Origin of the sequence: Levilactobacillus senmaizukei DSM 21775 = NBRC 103853 (assembly GCF_001592085.1) — a bacterium.
GTDB classification, from domain to species: Bacteria; Bacillota; Bacilli; order Lactobacillales; family Lactobacillaceae; genus Levilactobacillus; species Levilactobacillus senmaizukei.
In genome coordinates this window covers 19,764-41,239 of record NZ_BCWD01000018.1, presented here as the reverse complement: position 1 = coordinate 41,239, position 21,476 = coordinate 19,764, and the positions used below count along the sequence as shown (strand labels likewise).

Sequence of the window (21,476 nt, the reverse complement as noted above, 5' to 3'; positions counted from 1 at the left end):
TTTTTAATTTAGTATAGTTTGCAACGTCAAGTTACCAAGCATTACATAATAGAGGGGTCGGAAGTTTATGAAGGTTACATCAGCCATTAAGCTCGGGACGGTCGCCACGTTTGCAACGGTAATTCTTGCAGCGTGTGGGAACTCGTCCAGTAGTAGTCAGGCCAAGGATCAGACCTTGAACCTGATGGAAACATCAGCATTAGCCTCAATGGATAATGCGAAAGCCACGGATATTATTTCCGGGGAAACGTTGAACAACACTGGTGAAGGTTTGCTGCGATTTGGTAAGAACAGCAAGACCTTGCCAGGGTTAGCAAAGACTTACTCTAAGTCCAAGGATGGGCTGACCTATACCTTTAACCTGCGGAAATCGGTCTGGAGCAACGGTGAAAAGCTGACAGCTCAAGATTTCATTTACGCTTGGCGTCGGACGGTCGATCCTAAGACCGGGTCGCAATACGCTTACCTGTATGGCGATATTAAGAACGCTAACGCCGTCATGGCAGGCAAGAAGGATCCGTCAGCCTTAGGCGTGAAGAAGGCGGGAGATTACAAGCTGGTTGTCACGCTGTCGCATCCAGTTAGCTACTTCCCAACGTTAGTGGCTCAACAATGTTTCTACCCAGTTAACAAGGGTGCCGTTGATAAGTACGGGAAAAATTACGCTAGTAATGCTAAGACCAACGTCTACAACGGTCCCTTCAAGTTGACGTCATGGTCTGGAACCTCAGACAACTGGACCTTAACCAAGAACAAAAAGTATTGGAATGCGAAGGTTGTTAAGCTCCAACACGTGAAGTACAGTGCGGTTAAGGACCCCCAGACCGCGCTAAGCCAATACCAGAGTGGCAAGCTTGATGCGATCACGTTGAGTGGTCAACAACCAAAGAACTACAAGAATAATAACGACTTCCATTCACGGACCAGTTCCCGGATTACCTACGTTGAATTGAATCAACGGAAGGACACGATGCTCAAGAACCAGAAGGCTCGTCAAGCCTTGTCAATGGCCATCGACCGGAAGCAATACGTGAACAAGGTTATGCAAGATGGCTCTAAGGCCGCAACTGGGATTGTTTCCAGTGGCTTAGCTATTCGCAACGGCAAAGACTTTGCTTCGGAGGCCACGGTGCCATCCGCTACGTCACACAATCTGAAGAAAGCCCAATCACTTTGGAAGCAGGCGTTGAAGGAAACGGGTCGTAAGAGTTATTCCCTGACGCTGTTAGCCGACGATACACCAGCCGGTAAGAGTGCCACTGAATACATCCAAAGTCAGTGGAGCAAGTTATCTGACTTCAAGGTAACGAACTCTAACATTCCTTACAAGACGCGGTTGTCCCGGTCACAAAATGGCCAATTCCAAGCCGTTGTTAGTGGGTGGAGCGCAGACTACCCAGACCCATCAACCGACCTGTCCCTCTTCACTACTGGGAACAGTTACAACAACGGTCGGTGGTCCAACAAGTCTTACGACAAGTTGATGAAGGCTGCTTCGGTAACGAATGCTAACAAGCCAGCTGCTCGGTGGCAAAACCTGGTCGATGCGCAGAAGGTTCTGCTCAAAGACCAAGGGATCATTCCGGTTTACCAAGCCGGGGTTCCGCAATTACTCAAGTCAAAGGTCAAGGGTGTCGTCTACTTCCCAGTTGGTGCCAACTGGGATTACAGTCGAGCCTACATTGCTAAATAAGCTAGAAATCAAGAGTCCGGGACCAAACCCGGATTCTTTTTTTGGCCATTCTAACTGGGTGGTACGTGTACCGACCAACTGTCGGGTGACTCGTATTTTTTATCATTTTGAAAAATTGAATAATTAAAAGGTTTGAACGAAAAAATTCTCATAAACCTGTATATGCTATACAAAAAATAGCGAATAATCGTATTTAAAATGTGAAATCAAATTTTAATTTTTCGGTTAAAACGCTGGTATAGAGGTATTTATTTATGAAAAGTTAAAATAAATTAGTTTTTGTTATTGATTTTAATTGTTTTCTAATATACAATTGGAAACATCAAATTTGAGGTTGTCAATTTATTGCTCAAACAACTAAGAGGGGTTGGATATTAATGAAAATTAATTCGGCAGTCAAATTAGGGACGGTGGCGCTGTTCTCCGCAGTATTCCTAGCGGCGTGTGGGTCTTCGTCATCTAGTTCAGAAGCAGATAAACAGACGTTAAATTGGATGGAAAGTTCAGCATTACCTTCAATGGACGCATCAACCGCTACCGACGTGGTTTCCGGGGAAACCATGAACAACACTGGTGAAGGTTTACTCCGGTTTGGGAAGAATAGTAAGACGCTTCCTGGTGTGGCTAAGAGCTATTCCAAGTCAAAAGACGGAAAAACGTATACCTTCAATCTTCGTAAATCCAAATGGAGTAATGGGAAGCCAGTTACCGCTAAAGATTTCGTTTATGCCTGGCAACGCACCGTTAATCCTAAGACGGCTTCGCAATATGCTTACATGTATGCGCAAGTTAAAAACGCTAACGCCATCATTGCTAAAAAGAAGCCCGTCTCTAGCTTAGGGATTAAAGCGGAAGGTAATTACAAAGTGGTCGTTACCTTGACGCAAGCAACGAGCTATTTCCCAGCCTTAGTTGCTAGCCCAATGTTCTTCCCACAAAGCCAGTCAGTTGTTGAAAAGTACGGTAAGAAATATGCTACCACGGCCCAGGACAACGTCTACAACGGACCGTTCAAGCTGACTTACTGGACCGGGACGTCTGACAATTGGACGATGAGTAAAAACGCTTCCTACTGGAACGCCAAGAATGTTAAACTTAAGAAGATTAACGTCAAGACGATTAAAGATCCACAAACGGCTTTGAGTCAATACCAGAGTGGCAAGTTGGATGCAACTTACCTGAGTGGCCAACAACCTAAGAACTACAAGCACTCCAAGCAATACGTTGAACGGAAGAGTGCTTCAACCTTCTACATTGAAATGAACGAAAAGAAAGATACAATGATGAAGAACAAGAAGGCTCGTCAAGCCTTATCATTGGCTATCGACCGGAAGCAATTTGTCAACAAGGTCTTGCAAGACGGCTCAACTGCTGCCGATGGCCTCGTTTCAACCGGTTTAGCAACTAAGAATGGTAAGGACTTCAACGATGATGCTGCGGTACCATCAGCGACCACACAAGACTTAACCAAGGCTAAGAAGCTTTGGAAGGAAGCCTTGAAGGAAACTGGTCGGTCAAACTACTCCTTGACCTTACTTGCTGACGATACGCCGGCTGGTAAGAACTCCGCCGAGTTTGTCCAAAGTCAATGGGCTAAGTTAGGCAACATCAAGGTCACGAACAGTAACTTACCGTTCAAGACCCGTTTGAGTCGTTCACAAAATGGCCAATTCGATGCCGTTATCTCTGCATGGGGTGCCGACTTCCCTGACCCAATCTCCTTCTTATCCTTGTTCACCTCGGGTAACTCTTACAACAACGGGAAATGGTCTTCATCTGCTTACGACAAGTATGTTAAGGCCGCAAGTGGTAAGGATGCCAACAATGCTGACGCTCGTTGGAACGACATGGTCAATGCCCAAAAGACCATCCTCAACGACCAAGGGATTATCCCGGTTTACCAACAAGGTAAGGCACAATTGGTTAAGTCCGATGTTAAGGGATTAATTTACTTCCCAACCGGCGCCAACTGGGACTTCAGTAAAGCTTACATTTCTAAGTAAGCCACGATTAATTCTGTTATTACTCGTCGGTTCGCCGACATAATAAGCTTTATCGGGGAGTAAGGATTGACGCGAGTTGGTCCTTACTTTTCGATATTATTGCAATCATTTATCATCTTGTTGTTTTCGTGGAGTTCTTGTTAAGTTTAACAACTTAACGGTAACGAATAAGTCTACTGATTGAGAGGTAAACAAATGGCAAAGTACCTAGCAAAGCGGATCTTCTATCTGATCCTGACCTTATTCATCGTTATTACCGTGACGTTTTTCCTGATGAAGTTGTTACCCGGGACGCCACTGACCAACCAAGCGAAGTTGTCCAAGAGTCAAATTGCGTTAATTTACGAACAATATGGCCTGAACAAACCCGTATGGCAGCAATACCTTCTGTACCTCGCTGGTGCGGTTAAGGGGGACTTCGGGACCTCATTCCAATTCAGCGATCAACCGGTCTCTTACTTGATTTCAAGTCGGATCGGGCCTTCCTTACAGATTGGGCTGCAAGCTATGGTCGTCGGTGTCGTCATTGGGATTATCGTTGGGGCCTTCGGTGCGATGAAACAAAACACTTGGGTTGATTCAACCACGACGGTTGTTTCAATCTTAGGGATTTCAATTCCCTCCTTCGTTTTGGCTGTCTTACTTCAATATTACTTGGGGTTAAAGGCCGGTTGGTTCCCAATCGCTGAATGGGGTGGCTTCATCTACACGGTGTTGCCAACATTGGCCTTGGGAGCGCAACCGTTGGCTGAATCGGCCCGGTTCGTCCGAACCGAAATGGTCGACGTGTTGAGTTCGGATTACATTGAGTTAGCGAAAGCCAAGGGGCTGAGCAAGACTGGTGTGATCTTCCATCACGCGTTGCGGAACAGTTTAATTCCTCTAATCACGATCGTCGGTCCGTTAGCGGTTAACATCATGACGGGATCCATGGTTGTTGAAAACATCTTCTCTATTCCTGGGATTGGGGAACAATTCGTTAAGTCCGTGTTGACTAACGATTACCCAACTATCATGGGATTGACGATTGTCTACTCATTCATGCTATGTGTCGTTCTGTTGTTCACCGATATCCTTTACGGAATCGTTGACCCACGGATTCGGATTACAGGAAAGGCTAACTAGGAGGTAAATAAATGGCAGATACAGTAAAACTCCCTGAAGATAGCTTTAAGCCAATTTCAGCCGATGACCGGGCAGCGCTGGACAGTGAAAAGATTGCCGCACCTTCGTTAACCTTCGCCCAAGATGCATGGCGTCGGTTGAAGAAGAACAAGGGTGCCTGGGCATCCCTGATTGTTTTGGCGATTGTCTTCCTGATGGCCTTCGGGTCCATTTTCGTTTCACCCCACGATCCTAATGCGACGAACCCGTCGTATGCGAACTTACCTTCGAAGATTCCTGGGATTAACATTAACGGATTTAACGGAACGCTGGTGCAAGCGGGCCAACGGATTGATGCTTATAAACAAGCGGGCGCATCCAATGTCCACTACATCATGGGGACCGACTACTTGGGTCGAGATCTCTTCTCCCGGGTCCTTTACGGGACGCGAGTTTCCCTCATCATTGCCTTAGTTGCCACGTTATTTGACCTGACAATTGGAGTAGCGTATGGGATGTTCTCGGGTTGGAAGGGTGGTCGAATCGACACGTTCATGCAACGGGTCATTGAAATCATCCTGTCTATTCCTAACTTAGTGGTGATCGTTCTGTTGATTCTGATTCTGAAGCCCGGGATGCTTTCCATTATCATTGCGATTGCCCTGACGTCTTGGACCAACATGGCCCGGCTAGTCAGAGCGCAGACGCTGGAATTGAAGGAACAAGAATTTATCTTGGCGGCGAGAACACTGGGTGAACGCCCGATGAAAATCGCGTTTAAACACCTGTTGCCGAACCTTTCCAGTGTCATCATCATTAACACCATGTTCACGATTCCTAACGCGATCTTCTTCGAAGCAACCTTGTCTTACATCGGGATTGGGATTTCTTCGCCTCAAGCATCACTAGGGACGTTGTTGAACGATGGGCAAAAGAACTTCCAGTTCTTGCCTTACCAAATGTGGTGGCCAGCAGTGGTTCTTTCTATTATCATGTTAGCCTTTAACCTGTTAGGTGATGGCTTGCGGGATGCATTTGACCCCCGGACGAAAGAGTAGGTGAAGAAACGTCATGGATAACGACAAGAACATTTTGGAAGTTCGCGACTTACAAGTTAACTTTAAGACTTATGCCGGTGACGTTAAGGCTATTCGGAATGTCAGCTTCGACTTGCGTAAGGGTGAAACCCTTGCGATTGTTGGGGAGTCTGGTTCCGGTAAGTCAGTGACGACACGGACAATCATGGGCTTAAATGCCAACAACGCGGACATTGCTAGTGGCACCATTAAGTACAAAGGGGAGGACTTGCTCAAGAAGAGTGAGGCCGACATGGAAAAGATTCGGGGCCAAGATATTGCCGAAATCTTCCAAGACCCGATGACTTCTTTGGACCCTACCATGAAGATTGGTCGGCAAATTGCCGAACCACTCATAATTCATAAGGGTATGAAGAAGGAAAAGGCCTTGGCCCAAGCCTTGGAAATGATGAAGCTGGTTGGGATTACCGATGCCGAGAATCGGATCAACGACTATCCTCACCAATTCTCAGGGGGGATGCGGCAACGGATCGTTATTGCCATTGCCCTGATTAACTACCCAGAAATTCTGATCGCCGACGAACCAACGACCGCGTTGGACGTGACAATTCAAGCACAAATCTTGAATTTGATGAAGGAACTCCAGGATAAGATTTCAACGTCTATCATCTTTATCACCCATGACTTAGGGGTGGTTGCCGGGATGGCCGATCGAGTGGCCGTGATGTACGCGGGTAAAATCGTGGAATACGGTACCGTCGATGAAATCTTCTACAATCCTAAGCATCCATATACGTGGGGCTTACTGAGTTCCATGCCAACCTTGGATACCGGTGGTGACGAGTTACCATCGATTCCGGGGACGCCACCTGACTTATTGGATCCACCAAAGGGCGACGCCTTTGCGGCCCGGAACGCGTACGCCTTGAAGATTGATACGGAGAAAGAACCGCCATTCTTTAAGGTCTCCGATACACACTACGCCGCAACCTGGTTGCTTCATCCGGACGCACCCAAGGTTACGCCACCAGAACAAATTGTCGAACGGCAAAAGAAGTACGCCGCGATGCATAAGGAATTGTTAGCACAGCAACGGACTCAGGGTCCGGTTGAAGAAGAGGAGGAAAAGCAATAATGGACTATGAAAATGCCGAGAAAATCCTCGAAGTGAAGCACCTCAAGCAATACTTCAACGTGGGCAAGCCCGATGAAGTCCGGGCCGTTGATGACATTTCCTTTGACATCTACCGGGGCGAAACCTTTGGCTTAGTTGGTGAATCTGGTTCTGGTAAGACCACCACTGGTCGGGCTATTATTCACCTCTACGAACCAACTGATGGTGAAATCCTGTTTAACGGGAAAAACGTGGACACTTTCACTAGTGCCGCCGATCACCGCGAGTTCCGGCAAGATATGCAAATGATCTTCCAAGACCCATATGCCTCCTTGAATCCACGGATGAAGGTTAAGGATATTGTGGCCGAAGGGATCGATATCAACCATTTAGCAAAGGACGATGCCGATCGTTCTAAGCGGGTTGAAGACTTGCTGGAAACCGTTGGGTTGAATAAGGACCACTCCAGTCGGTACCCTCACGAATTCTCTGGGGGGCAACGGCAACGGATTGGGATTGCCCGGGCGTTGGCCGTGGATCCTAAGTTTGTCATTGCTGACGAACCGATTTCCGCGTTGGACGTGTCGATTCAAGCCCAAGTGGTCAACCTGATGAAGAAGCTGCAACGGGAGCAGGGCTTAACTTACCTGTTTATCGCCCATGACCTTTCGATGGTGAAGTATATCTCCGACCGAATTGGTGTGATGCACTATGGCCGGATGTTGGAAATTGCTGATTCCGATGAAATCTACGCGCACCCGCTGCATGACTACACTAAGAGTTTGTTGTCAGCGGTGCCAGTTCCTGATCCCGAGTTCGAACGGACTCGCCAAGAGATTGCCTATGATGGCAGTCAAGAGAACGATGGCAAGTCCCGTCACATGGTGGAAATTTCGCCACGGCACTGGGTTCGTGCGGCCGATGATGAAATCGCCATGTACACCAGGCGGGCCCATGAAGCGTCATTGATCAAAGACTAAATACGAAACCCGCTTAGCTCACTGTGAGGAGCTTGGCGGGTTTTTGTTTGCTCTTCTATTGATGTTGGCCGCCTCCGGCCGCCAGGAAGGGCGCCCGCTATGGGGTCGGTTCCAGCCAAAGAGCGGGCTTACACCTCGACTTGCAGCCCTGCCAAACCCGCAGGTCTCCAAGCTCGCCCCGCACAGTAAGTCGGCAGACCACCGACCAACATTGCCGTCATAGCCGGACCCTTCCTGCCGGCCTCCGGCTACGACTGACGACCTTTGCAAACACTCGTCTGAGTTTGGGTGGGGGTGTACGTTGGCCCCCTCCGGCTACGCTTGGCAGTTTAATAACGACGGTATCGACTATCCGTATGGTATCGTTCCTTAGGCAGGGATATTTATCACGAGATGGCCTAGCCGGTGGATTTCCGGCATGGTTCCACTGCTACAGATTATCAATCAAAAATCGACCTCAAAAAAGGCGAGCCGTTATTTCTAACGACTCGTCTTTTTGTCATCTCATCTAGGCGAGGGGACCCTCGCTGTTGTTGTAATCGGTAACGCTGTAGTGACCGTCCGTGACAACCAACTGGGTGATGCTTCCGTTCTTAACCGGAATCGACACGTCGACATCGGAATACTTGGAGACAATGCTTCGAATGGTTGTGCTATGGGTCGCGATCAAGAGGTTGTCGCCGTCCTTGGCGGCAGCCACAGCATGGTCGAGGCCCGGTTGTACCCGCGCCCAGAAGGTGGTGTTGTCTTCCGCGTCACCCCAGGGGTCCTGCGCGTGGAACAGGTCCTTGGTTTTTTCGATGGTCAGATTGGCAATCATGGTATTGAAGTCATCATAACCTAGCGGACTGCCTAGAGTGTGCCACGTGAAGCCGGCATCCAAGCCCTCGAAGTAACCGAAGTTAACTTCACGAAAGGCCGGTTCGGTCGTCAAGGTAACGGGCGTGGTATTGGCCGCTAAGATGGCCTTAGCCGTGTTCTGAGCCCGAGCCGTGTCACTGGCATAAGCCGCGGCAAAATGGATGTCTGAGAGCCGTTGGCCGGCCCGTGCGGCGTCAGCCTCACCCTTGGTGGTCAGGGGTGAATCGGACCACCCTTGGATGCGGTGATACTTGTTTAAATAGGTTTGGCCGTGACGGACCAGGTAAAGTGTGACGGTTGCCATGTAAGTCGCTCCTTTAGAATCATTTGGATCTAGTCTAACAGTCTTAATTCAGGATGCCAAGATTCTGCCGGATTTCGCGAGCCGTTTCGGGACTACTGGTGAAAATGATGCGGTCATTCATCTTTAAGACTGTGGTACCAGTTGGTCGAATAAATTTCCCGGCGCGGAATATTTGACTGATCGTAATATCGGCAATGAAGGGTAAACTGCGAATCTCCTGGTCAGTATACCGGCGGTTTCGCAGGGCCACTTCGTACACGACGGACGTCGATGAGGTGAGCAGTCTCAGCGTCGTTGGGGCCTCAACCAGGCTTCGCAACATGGCAATATTGACGTTGGGCGTGTTGTAGACTTCAATTCCCAGGTCGGTCAACTCGTCCTCGTGTTCGTTGAGGACGTTACGGTCTTCGAACCGGGCGATGACCCGACGAACACCGTAGGCCTTGGCCGCCTTGGCCAATTCATAGTTCTTGTCGGCATTGAAGTGACCGAGGACCACGATATCGGCATCGAAGGCGGCCACCTTTTCGGCGGCACTGACCTCCAGTGAGTCCAAGAGCTCGACGTTAATTTCCGAATTATAAGTTTTGTAGTTTTCGGGCTTGTCCGTATACATCTTGACGTCGTACCATTCCTTGGCCAATTGTTGGGCGACGGGAACCGTAAATAGGTTGGTCCCGATGAAATGAACGGTCGTTCGTTGGAGATCTTCCGCCTCAGCTGAGTAGCTGGTGTTGAACAACAGAGGGCCCAGGACACAGGTCAGGATGGCAGCTAGCAGGAAGGCCCCCGATTGTTGGGCCGTGACGACCTTCATGGTCTTTGCCACCTGCAGGACGGCCAGGACCATGGTGATGGTTGTGGCCGAGATGGCGGTTCCGGCTAGCGCATTCTTAGTCTTGAATCGCAACCGTAGAATTGGGAAAACCGCGAACTTTGAGACCAGGTAGGCACCAAAGAAGATCGGGATGAGTAATAACGTTGCTGGATCGGCTAGCAGGGTCTTAAGATTCAGTTCGATACCGCTCATCATGAAAAAGATGGGAATAAAGAAGCCATATCCGATGGCGTCGAGGCGGACCTTAGTGTCCTCATGAGGTTGAAGAAGCTTCATCACGATCCCGGCGACAAAGGCCCCCAGAATACCCTCGGCCCCCACGGATTCGGCAATGACCACCAGACTGAAGATTAAGAAGAAGGCCAGACGAATGTCGAGTTGGGTGGTGGACTTGTTGATTCGATCGAAGAAGTTAAAGAATGGCTTGAACCGCCGGAATAAGAGGGCAGCCGCGGCGAAGACCAACAGGATTAGCCAGAGCGACTGGCTATCGCTGCCGAAGATGGACGCGTAGATGGTCAACGCGAACAGCGGGATAATTTCACCTAGTGCCGCGATCAGGAGGACCGTTTGGCCAAAGGGCTTACTCAATAGTTCTTTCTCCTTTAGTGTTGCAATCACGATGCCGAGGGAAATCGTCATGAAAATGATGGCCGCGAGCCACGGATCCTTGAAGATTCCGGTCCATTGACACAAGAATCCCAGAATCAGTGAGCAGCCGATGACGGCCACGTAACTGGATATTGCTAGGAAAACCGGTGAATACTTTGAGGCCTGACCGGCGACCTTGGCGGCAAGCGGAGTTTGGGGCCGCTGGCGGCGGTTGAACAGGCTAAAGTCAATTTCCATCCCACTCAGGAACAATAGGAAAATAACCCCTGTATTAGATAGTAACGACAGGGTACTGTTGGTGTGAACGATGTTGAACAGACTGGGTCCCAATAGGATGCCGACGAGGATTTCCACGACGGCGGTGGGAAGAATGGTTAGTTTAAACCGAGCCATGGCTAGTGGCGTAATAAGTGCAGCCGTTAAGACAATTAATAAGGACGTTTGATCCATAATGTCACCCCTTCAGAAATCACCACTATTATAACAAAGATGGGGCTTACTAACCGGGTTAAACGTAAACAGAATGCTTTCCTTATAAGGGAAGTAAGTGTATAGTTGTAAGTCGAATTATCAAGCATTAAGCGGGATGTTGACCGGTTAATCGAGGAGGGATTGGCTTGCCAGATTCAATTAGAGCTCAAGAACAAAAACATTTAGATGCTGTGGTTGCTAAGATTAGAACGGCCCAGACGGAGGCCAAGCAGCGAATTGATTCGGCTGAAGACGATGAGGCGGGGATTCGTAAGAACTTTGTGAACGATCTGCGAATTAAGACAGATAGTTACGAGGGGTTATTGGAAACGGCCTTATCCGTTCGCCAACAACAACAATTGCTAGCCGAACGTCAGAACAGTTGGCAACATGCCACAACTGAACTGAGTACGTTGCAACGGCTGGAGAAGAAGGCCTACTTTGCCCGAATTGATTTTCAAGAAGGGCCTAAGTCGAAGCCAGAAACCATCTATATCGGGCTGGGATCATTTTCTGATACCCCCGATCACTTCCTGATTTACGACTGGCGGGCCCCCATCTCTAGCATTTACTATGATGGGGAATTAGGGGACGTTAGCTACCAAACGCCGGATGGCGAGCAGACGGTCGATGTGCAATTGAAGCGGCAATTCCAGATTGAAGATGGGACAATTGTGACCCTCTACGATACGGATCAGACCGTGACCGACCAGATGCTGCTATCGGCACTGAGTGAGCACTCCGATACCAAGATGAAGAGTATCGTGACGACGATTCAAAAGGAACAAAACCAAATTATCCGTGATACCAAGTCCGACCTGCTATTTGTTCAAGGGGCTGCCGGATCGGGGAAGACGGCCGCAATTTTACAACGGGTAGCTTACCTCCTGTATCGCTACCGGGGCCATCTGAACGCGGGTCAGGTCATGCTGTTCTCACCTAACCAATTATTTAATGACTATATTGACCAAGTGCTGCCCGAATTAGGGGAACATAACATGGTTCAAATGACGTATTATCAATATGCCGGTCGGCGGTTACCCAAGATTGAGGTAGAAACGCTTGCCCAACGCTTTGGTGAAACTAACACGCCGGCTCAAAAGCAGATTAACCGCTTGAAGGGGAGCTTGGCCTTCTTTGATGCTGTGACGGCCTATGCCGACCACCTAGAGGCCAGCGATATGGTCTTTCGAAACATCAAGTTCCAAGGGAATGTTTTCATTCCTAAGGAAAAGATCGAGTCCATCTACTACAGCTTCAACCGGAACTATCATCTGGCTAACCGGCTTCAGGCCACGAAGGAAGCCTTGATTCGAATCCTGAACCGGCGAATTTCCAGTGAAATGAAGACCAAGTGGGTTGAACAGGCGATTCAAGATCTGAGTAAGCAAGAGCTGGATAGCTTGTACGGCGATGATCCACGGGAGTTTGAATCTTCCGACAAAGAATTCCAGTTCCTGGCTCGTAAGATTGTCATGAAGGCCTTCGATCCGATTCGTAAGGCCATTGTCCGGGCCCGGTTCCTCAGCATTAATAATCAGTATGTTCATATGTTACGCGACATGCCGAACCGCTTGGAGTTAAAGGATAGCCACGTGTCGGTGGCCGACTGGAATGCTAGCGTCGAAGAAACCATCACCAAGTTGAAGGACCACCGGATGCAGTTGGTGGATACCACGCCATATCTCTATCTGTACGACAAGATGACCGGGAAGACCGGTGAACGGGATATGCGTTACGTCTTCATGGATGAAATCCAAGACTACAATGCTTTTCAACTGGCCTTCTTGAAGTACAGTTTTCCACGGGCCCGGTTCACCATGCTGGGTGACTTGAACCAAGCCATCTTCACCAAAGAAAACAGTCGGACCCTCTTGCAGGAGTTGAGCACCATGTTTGACCCTGATAAGACACGGGTCGTTCAGTTGACTCAGTCTTACCGGTCGACGCAACAGGTGACGGACTTTACCAAGCACATTCTCAAAAATGGGGAAGCCGTGACGGCGTTTGCCCGTGAAGGGGAACTACCGACGATTACGGTCGCACCGGATGAGGCCGCCGCTCGTGAGCGGGTGATCGCGCAACTGAAGCAAAATAATGCGGAGGATGAGACGACCGCCATCATCGGTAAGGACCTAGCGGACTGTCGCTCCTTAACCGAGGAGCTGAAGGCTGCCGGCGTGGCGGTGACCTTGATTCAATCCGAAAACCAACGACTTGCACCTGGTGTCATCGTGGTGCCGTCCTTCTTAGCGAAGGGGTTGGAATTCGATGCCGTCATCGTTTGGCAAGCATCTGCTAGTCGTTATGCGGCGGAGGACGAACGACAGTTACTCTACACGATTTGTTCACGGGCGATGCATCGCCTGAGCATTGTCGGGGTTGGTGAACTGTCACCACTACTGAGCGATGTGCCCGAAGTTGAATACACGGTTACCAAATAACCGTAAATTAGATTAATTATGAAGGCAGCGATGATGGTCGCTGCCTTTTTGTGTCGGCAATCAGTCGGAGACAACCTTTTTCACCCGACCGACAGGTGGTTTGCGGTATAATAGGACTTAATTATTTTATTAAAGTTGAGGTGTCTTCATGAGCGATCCCATTAACTACAATGCATTTACCCGGGCCGAGTGGCGGGCATTTTCCGACGACGCTAAGCTCCCGTTGACCCAGGAAAGTCTGCGTCAAATCAAGGCGTTTAATGACCGCATCTCGTTGCAAGACGTCCAGGATATTTATATTCCGTTGATCCATTTATTGCGGCTACAATTCAACCATTATCGCTTGCTGCAACAGGACAAGGCGACGTTCTTGCAACAGCCGGCCCACCGGGTTCCCTTCATCATTGGGATCGCCGGGAGTGTGGCCGTTGGCAAGAGTACCGCGGCGCGACTGTTGGAAGTGTTATTAAATCACTACTTTAAGAATTCTAATATCCAATTGATTACGACCGACGGCTTTCTCTATCCCAATGATGAGTTGAAACGGCGTCAGTTGATGAGTCGTAAGGGCTTTCCCGAAAGCTATGACATGGCCGCGTTGATTCAATTTCTCAACGATGTCAAGGCGGGGGTGCCTTCGATCAAGGCCCCACTCTACTCACATAAAATTTACGATATTGTGCCCGATGAGTTTGAGACCATCACGGCGCCAGATATCCTGATTGTCGAGGGGATCAATACCCTCCAATTGCCGACTAATGAACAAATTTATGTTAGCGACTTCACTGATTTCTCAATATATGTCGATGCCGAAGCCAATCTGATCGAAGACTGGTTTCTCGAACGATTTGAGCTGTTGTTGGAAACGGCTTTTCGAGATCCCGAAAACTATTACTATCCTTATGCCATCGGCGATCGCGACGAGGCGATGGCTAAGGGTAAGAAGGTCTGGGAAGATATCGATTTGAAAAATCTGGAGGAATATATTCTGCCAACCCGTAATCGGGCCGATATGATTATTCACAAGACGATTGGTCACCGGATCGATCGGCTACTCTTGCGGAAATATTAGGAGGCGAGGCCATGTTACGTGAGGCCACGTTGGTTGATGCGGACGCCGTTGCTATGTTGGTTTTGCACGAACTGGAACGGCGGCAATTGCGACGACTCCGGCGCGTCAGTAAGGAACAGTTGTCTCAGCTGCTATTTGTGGGGTTTCGGCAGCCCAACTTTCGCTACGGTTATCCACAAGCTCGAGTCTATCAGAATCAGGGCGTTGCGGTGGGGGTGGCCTATGGCTATCCGGCTGCGCGGGAAGTCGAGCTGGATAATCAGTGGACCGGCCTATTTGAACGCCTGCAGATCACGCCGCCACAACAACCCGTGGTGACGCCGCGAGCGTTGCCGGACGAATGGTATCTCGATCTGTTGACGGTGCGTTCTCGTTCAGCCGGGAAGACTTATCAGCAATGGTGGTTCGACGAATGGCTGTTGGGCGATGCCATTCATCAGGCGCGACTGAGTGGCCTACCCGTTATGGGGATGGATGTTCGACCGGGGACGCACCTGGCTAATTTGGCGGCCCAGTTTGGCTTTGTGGTGCAGCAAGAACGCCGGCTGGACCGGCAATTGACACTTCACTTACGTTACCGATTGGGGTGACAATTTAAGTGGGTCGGTTGAATTTAGATTGACCGGCCTTTCAGAAATCGGTATGATAGACCCAATGTTAAAATGAAGAAAGGGTGAAGGGCTTGGCAAACGTTGATATGTCAAAATTTGACAAGATCATCGTCTTAGACTTTGGTAGTCAGTACAACCAGTTGATTACCCGGCGCATTCGCGACCTGGGGGTCTACTCAGAACTCAAGGCACACACCATGAGTGCCGCTGAAATCAAGGCATGGGGTCCCAAAGGGATTATTTTCTCCGGCGGTCCCAACAGTGTCTACGACAGCAGCGCTTTTAATGTGGATCCAGAAATTTTTGAACTCGGGATCCCAATTCTCGGTATCTGTTACGGGATGCAACTGATGGCCCATTATCTCCCTGGTGGTAAGGTGGAATCCGCCGATAACCGCGAGTATGGCCGCGCCGATATCACTGTTTTAAGTGACGACGCAACCCTTTTCCGGGGCACGCCTAAGGAACAAACCGTTTGGATGAGTCATGGTGACCTGGTCACCGCCGTTCCTGATGGTTTCGAACGGGTTGCTACCAGTGAGAATTGCCCAATTTCCGCAATGCAAAACGTTGACCGCAACTTCTATGGGATTCAGTTCCATGCTGAGGTGCGGAACACGGTTTACGGGAATGACATCCTCAAGCATTTTGCCTTTGACGTTTGTCAGGCAAAGTCGAACTGGTCCATGGATGACTTCATCGATCTGCAAATCGAACAAATCCGGGAGACGGTTGGCGACAAGCGCGTCCTGCTCGGGTTATCCGGTGGAGTTGATTCCTCCGTCGTCGGTGTCCTGTTACACAAGGCGATCGGTTCACAACTGACCAGTATCTTCGTGGACCATGGCTTGTTGCGGAAGGGTGAAGCCAAGCAGGTTATGGATAGCCTGGAAGGTAAGTTTGGCCTGAATATTGTGAAGGTCGACGCGCAGGACCGGTTCCTGGGCAAGCTGGCTGGGGTGACCGAACCCGAGAAAAAGCGGAAGATCATCGGGAACGAGTTTATCCAAGTCTTCAATGACGAGGCCCAAAAGCTCGATGGGATTGACTTTCTGGCGCAGGGGACCCTGTATACCGACGTTATCGAAAGTGGGACCGACACCGCGCAGACGATCAAGTCGCACCATAACGTGGGTGGTTTGCCAGAAGACATGCACTTCCAGTTAATCGAACCACTCCGCTCACTCTTCAAGGATGAAGCGCGTGAGCTAGGTGAAAAGTTGGGGATGCCCAGCGACCTCGTTTGGCGACAACCGTTCCCTGGTCCCGGCTTAGGGATTCGGGTGCTCGGTGAAATTACGCCCGAAAAGTTACAGATCGTCCGGGACAGTGACCTGATTCTCCGCGAGGAAATCAAGAAGGCCGGCCTCGACCGCGATATCTGGCAATACTTTACCGTCTTACCTAATATCAAGAGTGTTGGGGTCATGGGGGATGGCCGAACCTACGATTACGCCGTGGGTATTCGGGCCGTAACGTCTATCGATGGGATGACGGCAGACTTCGCCCACATTCCATGGGATGTCCTTCAAGACATCTCTGTGCGGATTGTTAACGAAGTCAAGCACGTTAACCGTATCTTATACGATGTCACGAGCAAGCCGCCTTCGACAATTGAGTGGGAATAATTCCAACAGACAAGTTGAATTGTGAATGCCGATAAGACGGCATTTAGAACAACTATATTGAGTCAAATTTGGGTTAACATCAAGTAGTTCCCTACCAATTTTCCTACCGGGGATTTTGGATATAGGTAAAAAAGACAGACACTAGCGCACCTACTGGCTAGCATCTGTCTTTTTTTAGGCTTACCGCTAATTTTTCAATGAGTAAAGCCAATGCTCATCATTTCTGGTTCACCAACGTACTAATGGGTGCGCTTATAGGAGGGGCGGTAAGGTCTGTTTTGCTAATTTTAGATATTAAAATACCTATTTTATAAATAATTCAGGATAATAATCCCTTAATGTGATAGAATATAGCCGTTGACCATAATAAATAATTCGATAAACATTTAACCGAGAGGAGGATTGTTGGTCACTATCGGTTGGTACTTAACTTTATAGGAGGAGATTATCATGTTAAAGATTACAAAATTTATCACCCTGATTGTTGCCACGATGGGGGTCACCGGCGGCATTATCACCACGACCAATCCCGTTACGGCTTCGGCTAACACCAAGTTTCGGTATTACAAGAACATCAAGGACCATACATATAAAATCAAGACGACGAAGCCTTATGTCTACTCTAACGGTAAAATCACGCACAAGACCATTTTTATGCTGGGGGCCTTCGGGGACAAAGGTGAGTATGTGCTTGTTACCTACGCATCGCACGTCACTCAAAACGGAAAAAAAGTCGTTTACTACAAGTTTAAAAACGGAGCTGGGTTCACTGGCTGGGTCCGGCGTAGCGCGTTGAAAAAGGGCAACACGACTAAGTCAGTGACTAGAATATTGAAGACGGTCAAGCCACATAAGGGCTGGTCATAAGTCTCGGCAGAAAAACTTACCAATCCGACTTTGATCGTTTTGGTAAATAAAAAGGCCATTTTCAATGCTTAATTCACGTAAAAGAAGTGAATTTAAAATCCTTCCCCGCTTATCAACACCCGTTGATAAGGAACCAAAAAGGACAGCCACTAACGGAGAAATTCGCTGGTAGCTGTCCTTTTTGGAATATTCACTCTAGACTTGACACGTATGTTAAAATTAATTTAATAAATAAATTTAAGAGCCGACCTTAAACAATTAATTTTCAGATTTTTACAAGTCTGTTTTTTATTTTTGGGGCGCGTTAAGCTAGTTTTAACCAATTTGGTTAAGGCTAGCTTATTTTTTTGCTTATCTTTTTAGGGGTGAACAGCGTATGGAGAAGGTTGCAGATCCATTGTTGAGTAAATTACAGTTATTGCAAGATTTGAAGTTTCTGATTGATCAAGGTTCGAACCACCGGATTGACTATCGACGCTTTCGGATCTTCGAAATTAGGCTGACGACGGGGGTGATTGATCTGGTGGCCGAGTACCGGACTCATGCGAGTGAGTGTACCTTGCCCGAGATCGCCAAGCTTATTATTCAGAAGTACCAGTTATAGTTTTAAAATTCGCAAGATACTTTCTGAGGCGAGTTCCCGTTGATCTTCTGGCAGGGATTTCAAGTAGGAAATTAACTCTAAAGTGTGGATGCCGGTTAGCGATTCGTCCGTGAAGAAGTCGCTTAGCTTTAGGTTCAGAGCTGAAGCAATGGACTGTAACTTATTCAGGCTGATATTGTTAAGTTCCCCGCGTTCGATTCGTGATATTAAGCTAACTGATACGCTAGCTCTTTCGGCTAAGGCTTCAATGGTCAAATCTAATGCGCGTCGTTTCTGGCTCACCAATTTACTAATTGAGTTTTGCATGGTTGGCTGATCTCCTCTTGTAGCGTTAAAGCTAACCATAATGGAGTATTTATGCCATTGACAGAGAAAAAAAGACTCTTTTATTTAAAAAAGAAGGAAAATAGTACACGTTTGCGGTATATTAGTCTATGAATCTACTTATATAGGAGTAAGTGGAGAATTATTAATAAGGAGGTACTTTATGTTTCAAAAAGTATTGGATATTCTTAAGCAGTTATTTTTCGGATTGAACGCACGGTTTTGGGCAACGCGTTACGGTATTTCAATTTTTTCCGCCATCGCCTGGATTTACTTAGGTAAGCAAGCCTTTATGGGTGGCCAGATGCCCTTTTACTTCATTTTTTTAGGTGTTCAGGCCGCCATATTCTATCCAATTGCGAACGGATTTTTAGTGTTTTATGAATGGGAACATGGCCGACAGGCTAAGGGGATCTTTGACAACTATTCTGAGATGCAGGCGGCAGATTTCAGAAAAGCACAATTTCGAGCGGTCCGATTGGTTAACTCTAATTTTAGAAATAACGATCATTCCTTTGGCGAAATTAAAAGTGGTGTCAAGAGCGATGCCGCTGGCATGAAAATGATGTTTAAGGTTTTTGGCCACGCCATTTTATGGTGCTTTGCATTGTTCTTTACCATCGTAGGGGTTGGCCGGTATTTAGCGACGTTTAAGCCAGAAAACTACTCATTTAATTATCGTGAGGATGGCACGTTTATCGGCGATTCAGACAGGCAAGATTAATTAGTTTAAGAAAAGAAGTTTATGAAAAAAGGCTGGTGATCGCCATGACACTGATCATCGTCGGCGTTAGTCTATTTGGGTCACCCATAAAGCCCCAGCTGCGACCAATGGCAAACCGAGACGCCGAAAAGGGTTCGGACGATGTATGTCACGAAGGTGGTCAAGAAACATTTTAAGCTACTCGGGATTGGTAAAAACTTCATTTCTAATGAATACCGATCCGGCAAGGCCCCAAAAGAACAAGCCGGGAAACTGACTGTTCTGCTGATGACGAAGGTTCCTTCGCACAAAATCAGTTCGAATCCTTATGCGATTAAAAGTGTTACCCGGCATGGCAAACATGTTCACTATTACATCAAGACGTTCAGCCATCACCGGTTAAAGATTTCGAAAACTAGAGCCTTTGCTCATAAGCCGTATTATTACTGAACGAACAAGTGGTCATTCAGTGGCTGGGGCATTAATCGTCCTGGTCGCCCCCACTGGAGCTTGTTTGACTAATTAGTCACTGATTACATAAAAATTTATAAAGGAGTAGATCATCATGAAGAAACAATGGCTATCCACTTTACTTGTTATTGCCGGTCTAACCAGCGTTGGGTTCAGTACTTCCGCGCAAGCTAAGACCAGTTACTACACGACCAATCCTGGGATCATCCGGGTTAAGAAGACGGTTGCCTACTACAAAGACGCCGCGAAGAAGCATCACGCATCAACGGTACACAAAGGCCACTATGCCAAGATTTCTAAGGTAGTGACGGTTGATGGGCATGCCCCCGTTTTAAAGACCAATACCGGCAAATACGTCACCGCCAACAAGGCCTGCGTTGCCAAGACGAAGGGTTACCAAAACCCGAAGAAGTATTATCAAGTCAATTACAACCAGATCAAACCTTACGGCAAGGTGGGGTACACGGTCAAGCGCGGCTACGAAGGTATCAAAACGTGGAAAATTATGCGCCGCTTGGGCACTGCAAATGGGTACAACAAGTACAATTCAGCCACGTCTTATGCCGTGAAGAGATTCCAGCGTAAGCATCACCTGAAGGCCACAGGGACGGTCAACGAGAAGACCTGGGTCAAGCTCGGGTTCTCTAAGTCTAGCTGGAAGAGTATTGATTCATATGTGGCGCCATTAAGAGCCCATGCTTGGAACGGTCGGACTGACCACATTGAAGCCATGATCAAACAAGCTTATAAGTATAAGGGCAAGCCTTATTTAGTGGGTTCCTCTTCCAAGCCAATTTATGGGACGGATTGTTCTGGCCTCGTCATGCAGGCACTGTATGCGGGTGGCATCAATCCCAAGCCAATCAGCGCTATCCATCATGCTTATCCCGGCAATGAATGGAATTCCCGGAACTTGTGGGCTAGCAAGAAGTTTCAACACGTGGCTTACCGTCACAAGAAGCGGGGCGACTTGGTCTTCTACTACCAACCAGGGACGCATACGATTTGGCACGTCGCCATTTACCTGGGCAAAGGCAAGGTTATTGAAAGCTGGCCACCACGGATTATGGTGCAACCGATCAAGAACGGTCAACGCTCTAACGTTGCGGGGATCGCCCGCGTCTTTCATTAGACATTAACTATTTCACGCCCGCGTCTGGGCTGGAATCTGAATCTTATGACGACTTGGCCACGGACAGTGAGTTAAGTTATTAGAACTTGGACAGTCAACCTGATTAAAGGTTGGCTGTTTTTAATTAACATGTTATTCTAATGATGGGGCAAAATACATATTTGGAGTGAGACATGTGAAATTCAAAAAGCGGTTATTATCAGTCATGGTATTAGGACTCATTCTCCCGTCACTAACGGTATCGGCTAGTGCGAGTTCGAAGACGATTCCGAAGAAGCTACGGGGGACCTGGGTATCGAAGGCACAATACAACAGTAAGCATCACAGCAAGAAGACGATGTGGCTACCCAAACTGAAGCTGAAGGTCTACAAGAAGTCGGCTAAATGGCAGATGAAGGGGACTTTGCCGGTTGATGGTGGACACTATGACCATAAGGTTCATACCATCAAGTCAACTAAATATCGTTATGGCATGGTTACCTTGAAAGGGAAAACGATGTTCACCCGACAAAATTTTTTGGCGGCCTATGGCAAGAAGATCGTCTTTGGCACGGAACGGGGCACTAGCATCTTCATGACCCGCGCGAAGTAACTGCTTTTCGT

19 protein-coding genes are annotated in these 21,476 nt (G+C 48.2%); 16 read left to right on the top strand and 3 right to left on the bottom strand.

Annotated features, from left to right (window positions below; genetic code table 11):
• Window positions 1-67 precede the first annotated feature (67 nt).
• The 6 genes from LSE01S_RS07660 to LSE01S_RS07635 all read left to right on the top strand — a co-directional run bounded on the left by LSE01S_RS07660 (window position 68) and on the right by LSE01S_RS07635 (window position 7,931).
• Window positions 68-1,693, top strand: a complete 1,626-nt coding sequence (locus LSE01S_RS07660; protein WP_061777048.1) for a peptide ABC transporter substrate-binding protein — start codon at window positions 68-70, stop codon at window positions 1,691-1,693.
• A 377-nt stretch (window positions 1,694-2,070) separates the two neighbouring features.
• Complete coding sequence (locus LSE01S_RS07655) at window positions 2,071-3,696, top strand: peptide ABC transporter substrate-binding protein (RefSeq protein ID WP_061777047.1); 1,626 nt, start codon at window positions 2,071-2,073, stop codon at window positions 3,694-3,696.
• 195 nt (window positions 3,697-3,891) lie between these two features.
• Window positions 3,892-4,821, top strand: coding sequence for an oligopeptide ABC transporter permease (gene opp3b, locus LSE01S_RS07650; protein WP_061777046.1), 930 nt, complete (start codon window positions 3,892-3,894; stop codon window positions 4,819-4,821).
• Between the two features lie 11 nt (window positions 4,822-4,832).
• A complete protein-coding gene (locus LSE01S_RS07645) occupies window positions 4,833-5,858 on the top strand; it encodes an ABC transporter permease (protein WP_061777045.1) in 1,026 nt (341 codons plus the stop codon).
• Window positions 5,859-5,871: 13 nt separating this feature from the next.
• On the top strand, window positions 5,872-6,972 hold the full coding sequence (locus LSE01S_RS07640; protein WP_061777044.1) for an ABC transporter ATP-binding protein: 1,101 nt from the start codon (window positions 5,872-5,874) through the stop codon (window positions 6,970-6,972).
• Window positions 6,972-7,931: an ABC transporter ATP-binding protein gene (locus tag LSE01S_RS07635; RefSeq protein ID WP_082622302.1), complete on the top strand. Its 960-nt coding sequence runs from the start codon at window positions 6,972-6,974 to the stop codon at window positions 7,929-7,931. Before LSE01S_RS07640 ends, LSE01S_RS07635 begins: the two co-directional genes overlap by 1 nt.
• Before the next feature lie 508 nt (window positions 7,932-8,439).
• On the opposite strand, the gene LSE01S_RS07630 is transcribed toward LSE01S_RS07635, so the two are convergent.
• Both LSE01S_RS07630 and LSE01S_RS07625 read right to left on the bottom strand, forming a co-directional pair.
• Window positions 8,440-9,096 carry a histidine phosphatase family protein gene (locus LSE01S_RS07630; RefSeq protein ID WP_061777042.1) on the bottom strand — a complete coding sequence of 219 codons (657 nt, stop codon included), beginning with the start codon at window positions 9,094-9,096 and terminating at the stop codon, window positions 8,440-8,442.
• A 43-nt stretch (window positions 9,097-9,139) separates the two neighbouring features.
• The gene (locus tag LSE01S_RS07625) at window positions 9,140-10,996 is read right to left on the bottom strand and encodes a cation:proton antiporter domain-containing protein (RefSeq protein ID WP_061777041.1); all 1,857 of its coding nucleotides are present in this window, start codon (window positions 10,994-10,996) and stop codon (window positions 9,140-9,142) included.
• Between the two features lie 167 nt (window positions 10,997-11,163).
• Between LSE01S_RS07625 and helD the strand changes: the two genes are divergently transcribed.
• From helD to LSE01S_RS07595, 6 genes are all read left to right on the top strand, one after another.
• Window positions 11,164-13,461, top strand: coding sequence for an RNA polymerase recycling motor HelD (gene helD, locus LSE01S_RS07620; RefSeq protein ID WP_061777040.1), 2,298 nt, complete (start codon window positions 11,164-11,166; stop codon window positions 13,459-13,461).
• Between the two features lie 148 nt (window positions 13,462-13,609).
• A complete protein-coding gene (gene coaA / locus LSE01S_RS07615) occupies window positions 13,610-14,533 on the top strand; it encodes a type I pantothenate kinase (protein ID WP_061777039.1) in 924 nt (307 codons plus the stop codon).
• An 11-nt stretch (window positions 14,534-14,544) separates the two neighbouring features.
• Window positions 14,545-15,123 (top strand): hypothetical protein, encoded by a 579-nt coding sequence (locus LSE01S_RS07610; protein ID WP_061777038.1) that lies wholly within the window; start codon window positions 14,545-14,547, stop codon window positions 15,121-15,123.
• Between the two features lie 107 nt (window positions 15,124-15,230).
• Window positions 15,231-16,772: a glutamine-hydrolyzing GMP synthase gene (gene guaA, locus LSE01S_RS07605; protein ID WP_174520193.1), complete on the top strand. Its 1,542-nt coding sequence runs from the start codon at window positions 15,231-15,233 to the stop codon at window positions 16,770-16,772.
• A 450-nt stretch (window positions 16,773-17,222) separates the two neighbouring features.
• Window positions 17,223-17,639, top strand: a complete 417-nt coding sequence (locus LSE01S_RS07600) for a hypothetical protein (protein ID WP_061777036.1) — start codon at window positions 17,223-17,225, stop codon at window positions 17,637-17,639.
• Window positions 17,640-18,015: 376 nt separating this feature from the next.
• Window positions 18,016-18,243: a hypothetical protein gene (locus LSE01S_RS07595; protein ID WP_061777035.1), complete on the top strand. Its 228-nt coding sequence runs from the start codon at window positions 18,016-18,018 to the stop codon at window positions 18,241-18,243.
• On the opposite strand, the gene LSE01S_RS07590 is transcribed toward LSE01S_RS07595, so the two are convergent.
• Window positions 18,238-18,549: a helix-turn-helix domain-containing protein gene (locus LSE01S_RS07590; protein WP_061777034.1), complete on the bottom strand. Its 312-nt coding sequence runs from the start codon at window positions 18,547-18,549 to the stop codon at window positions 18,238-18,240. The genes LSE01S_RS07595 and LSE01S_RS07590 overlap by 6 nt on opposite strands.
• 181 nt (window positions 18,550-18,730) lie before the next feature.
• Here LSE01S_RS07590 and LSE01S_RS07585 point away from each other — a divergent pair, with 181 nt between their 5' ends.
• From LSE01S_RS07585 to LSE01S_RS07570, 4 genes are all read left to right on the top strand, one after another.
• Window positions 18,731-19,291 carry a hypothetical protein gene (locus tag LSE01S_RS07585; protein ID WP_061777033.1) on the top strand — a complete coding sequence of 187 codons (561 nt, stop codon included), beginning with the start codon at window positions 18,731-18,733 and terminating at the stop codon, window positions 19,289-19,291.
• A 141-nt stretch (window positions 19,292-19,432) separates the two neighbouring features.
• Window positions 19,433-19,720: a hypothetical protein gene (locus LSE01S_RS07580; protein ID WP_061777032.1), complete on the top strand. Its 288-nt coding sequence runs from the start codon at window positions 19,433-19,435 to the stop codon at window positions 19,718-19,720.
• A 115-nt stretch (window positions 19,721-19,835) separates the two neighbouring features.
• Entirely contained in the window at window positions 19,836-20,873 is a 1,038-nt protein-coding gene (locus tag LSE01S_RS07575; RefSeq protein WP_061777031.1) for a DUF5776 domain-containing protein, read from the top strand.
• A 175-nt stretch (window positions 20,874-21,048) separates the two neighbouring features.
• Window positions 21,049-21,465, top strand: a complete 417-nt coding sequence (locus tag LSE01S_RS07570; protein WP_061777030.1) for a hypothetical protein — start codon at window positions 21,049-21,051, stop codon at window positions 21,463-21,465.
• Window positions 21,466-21,476: the final 11 nt, after the last annotated feature.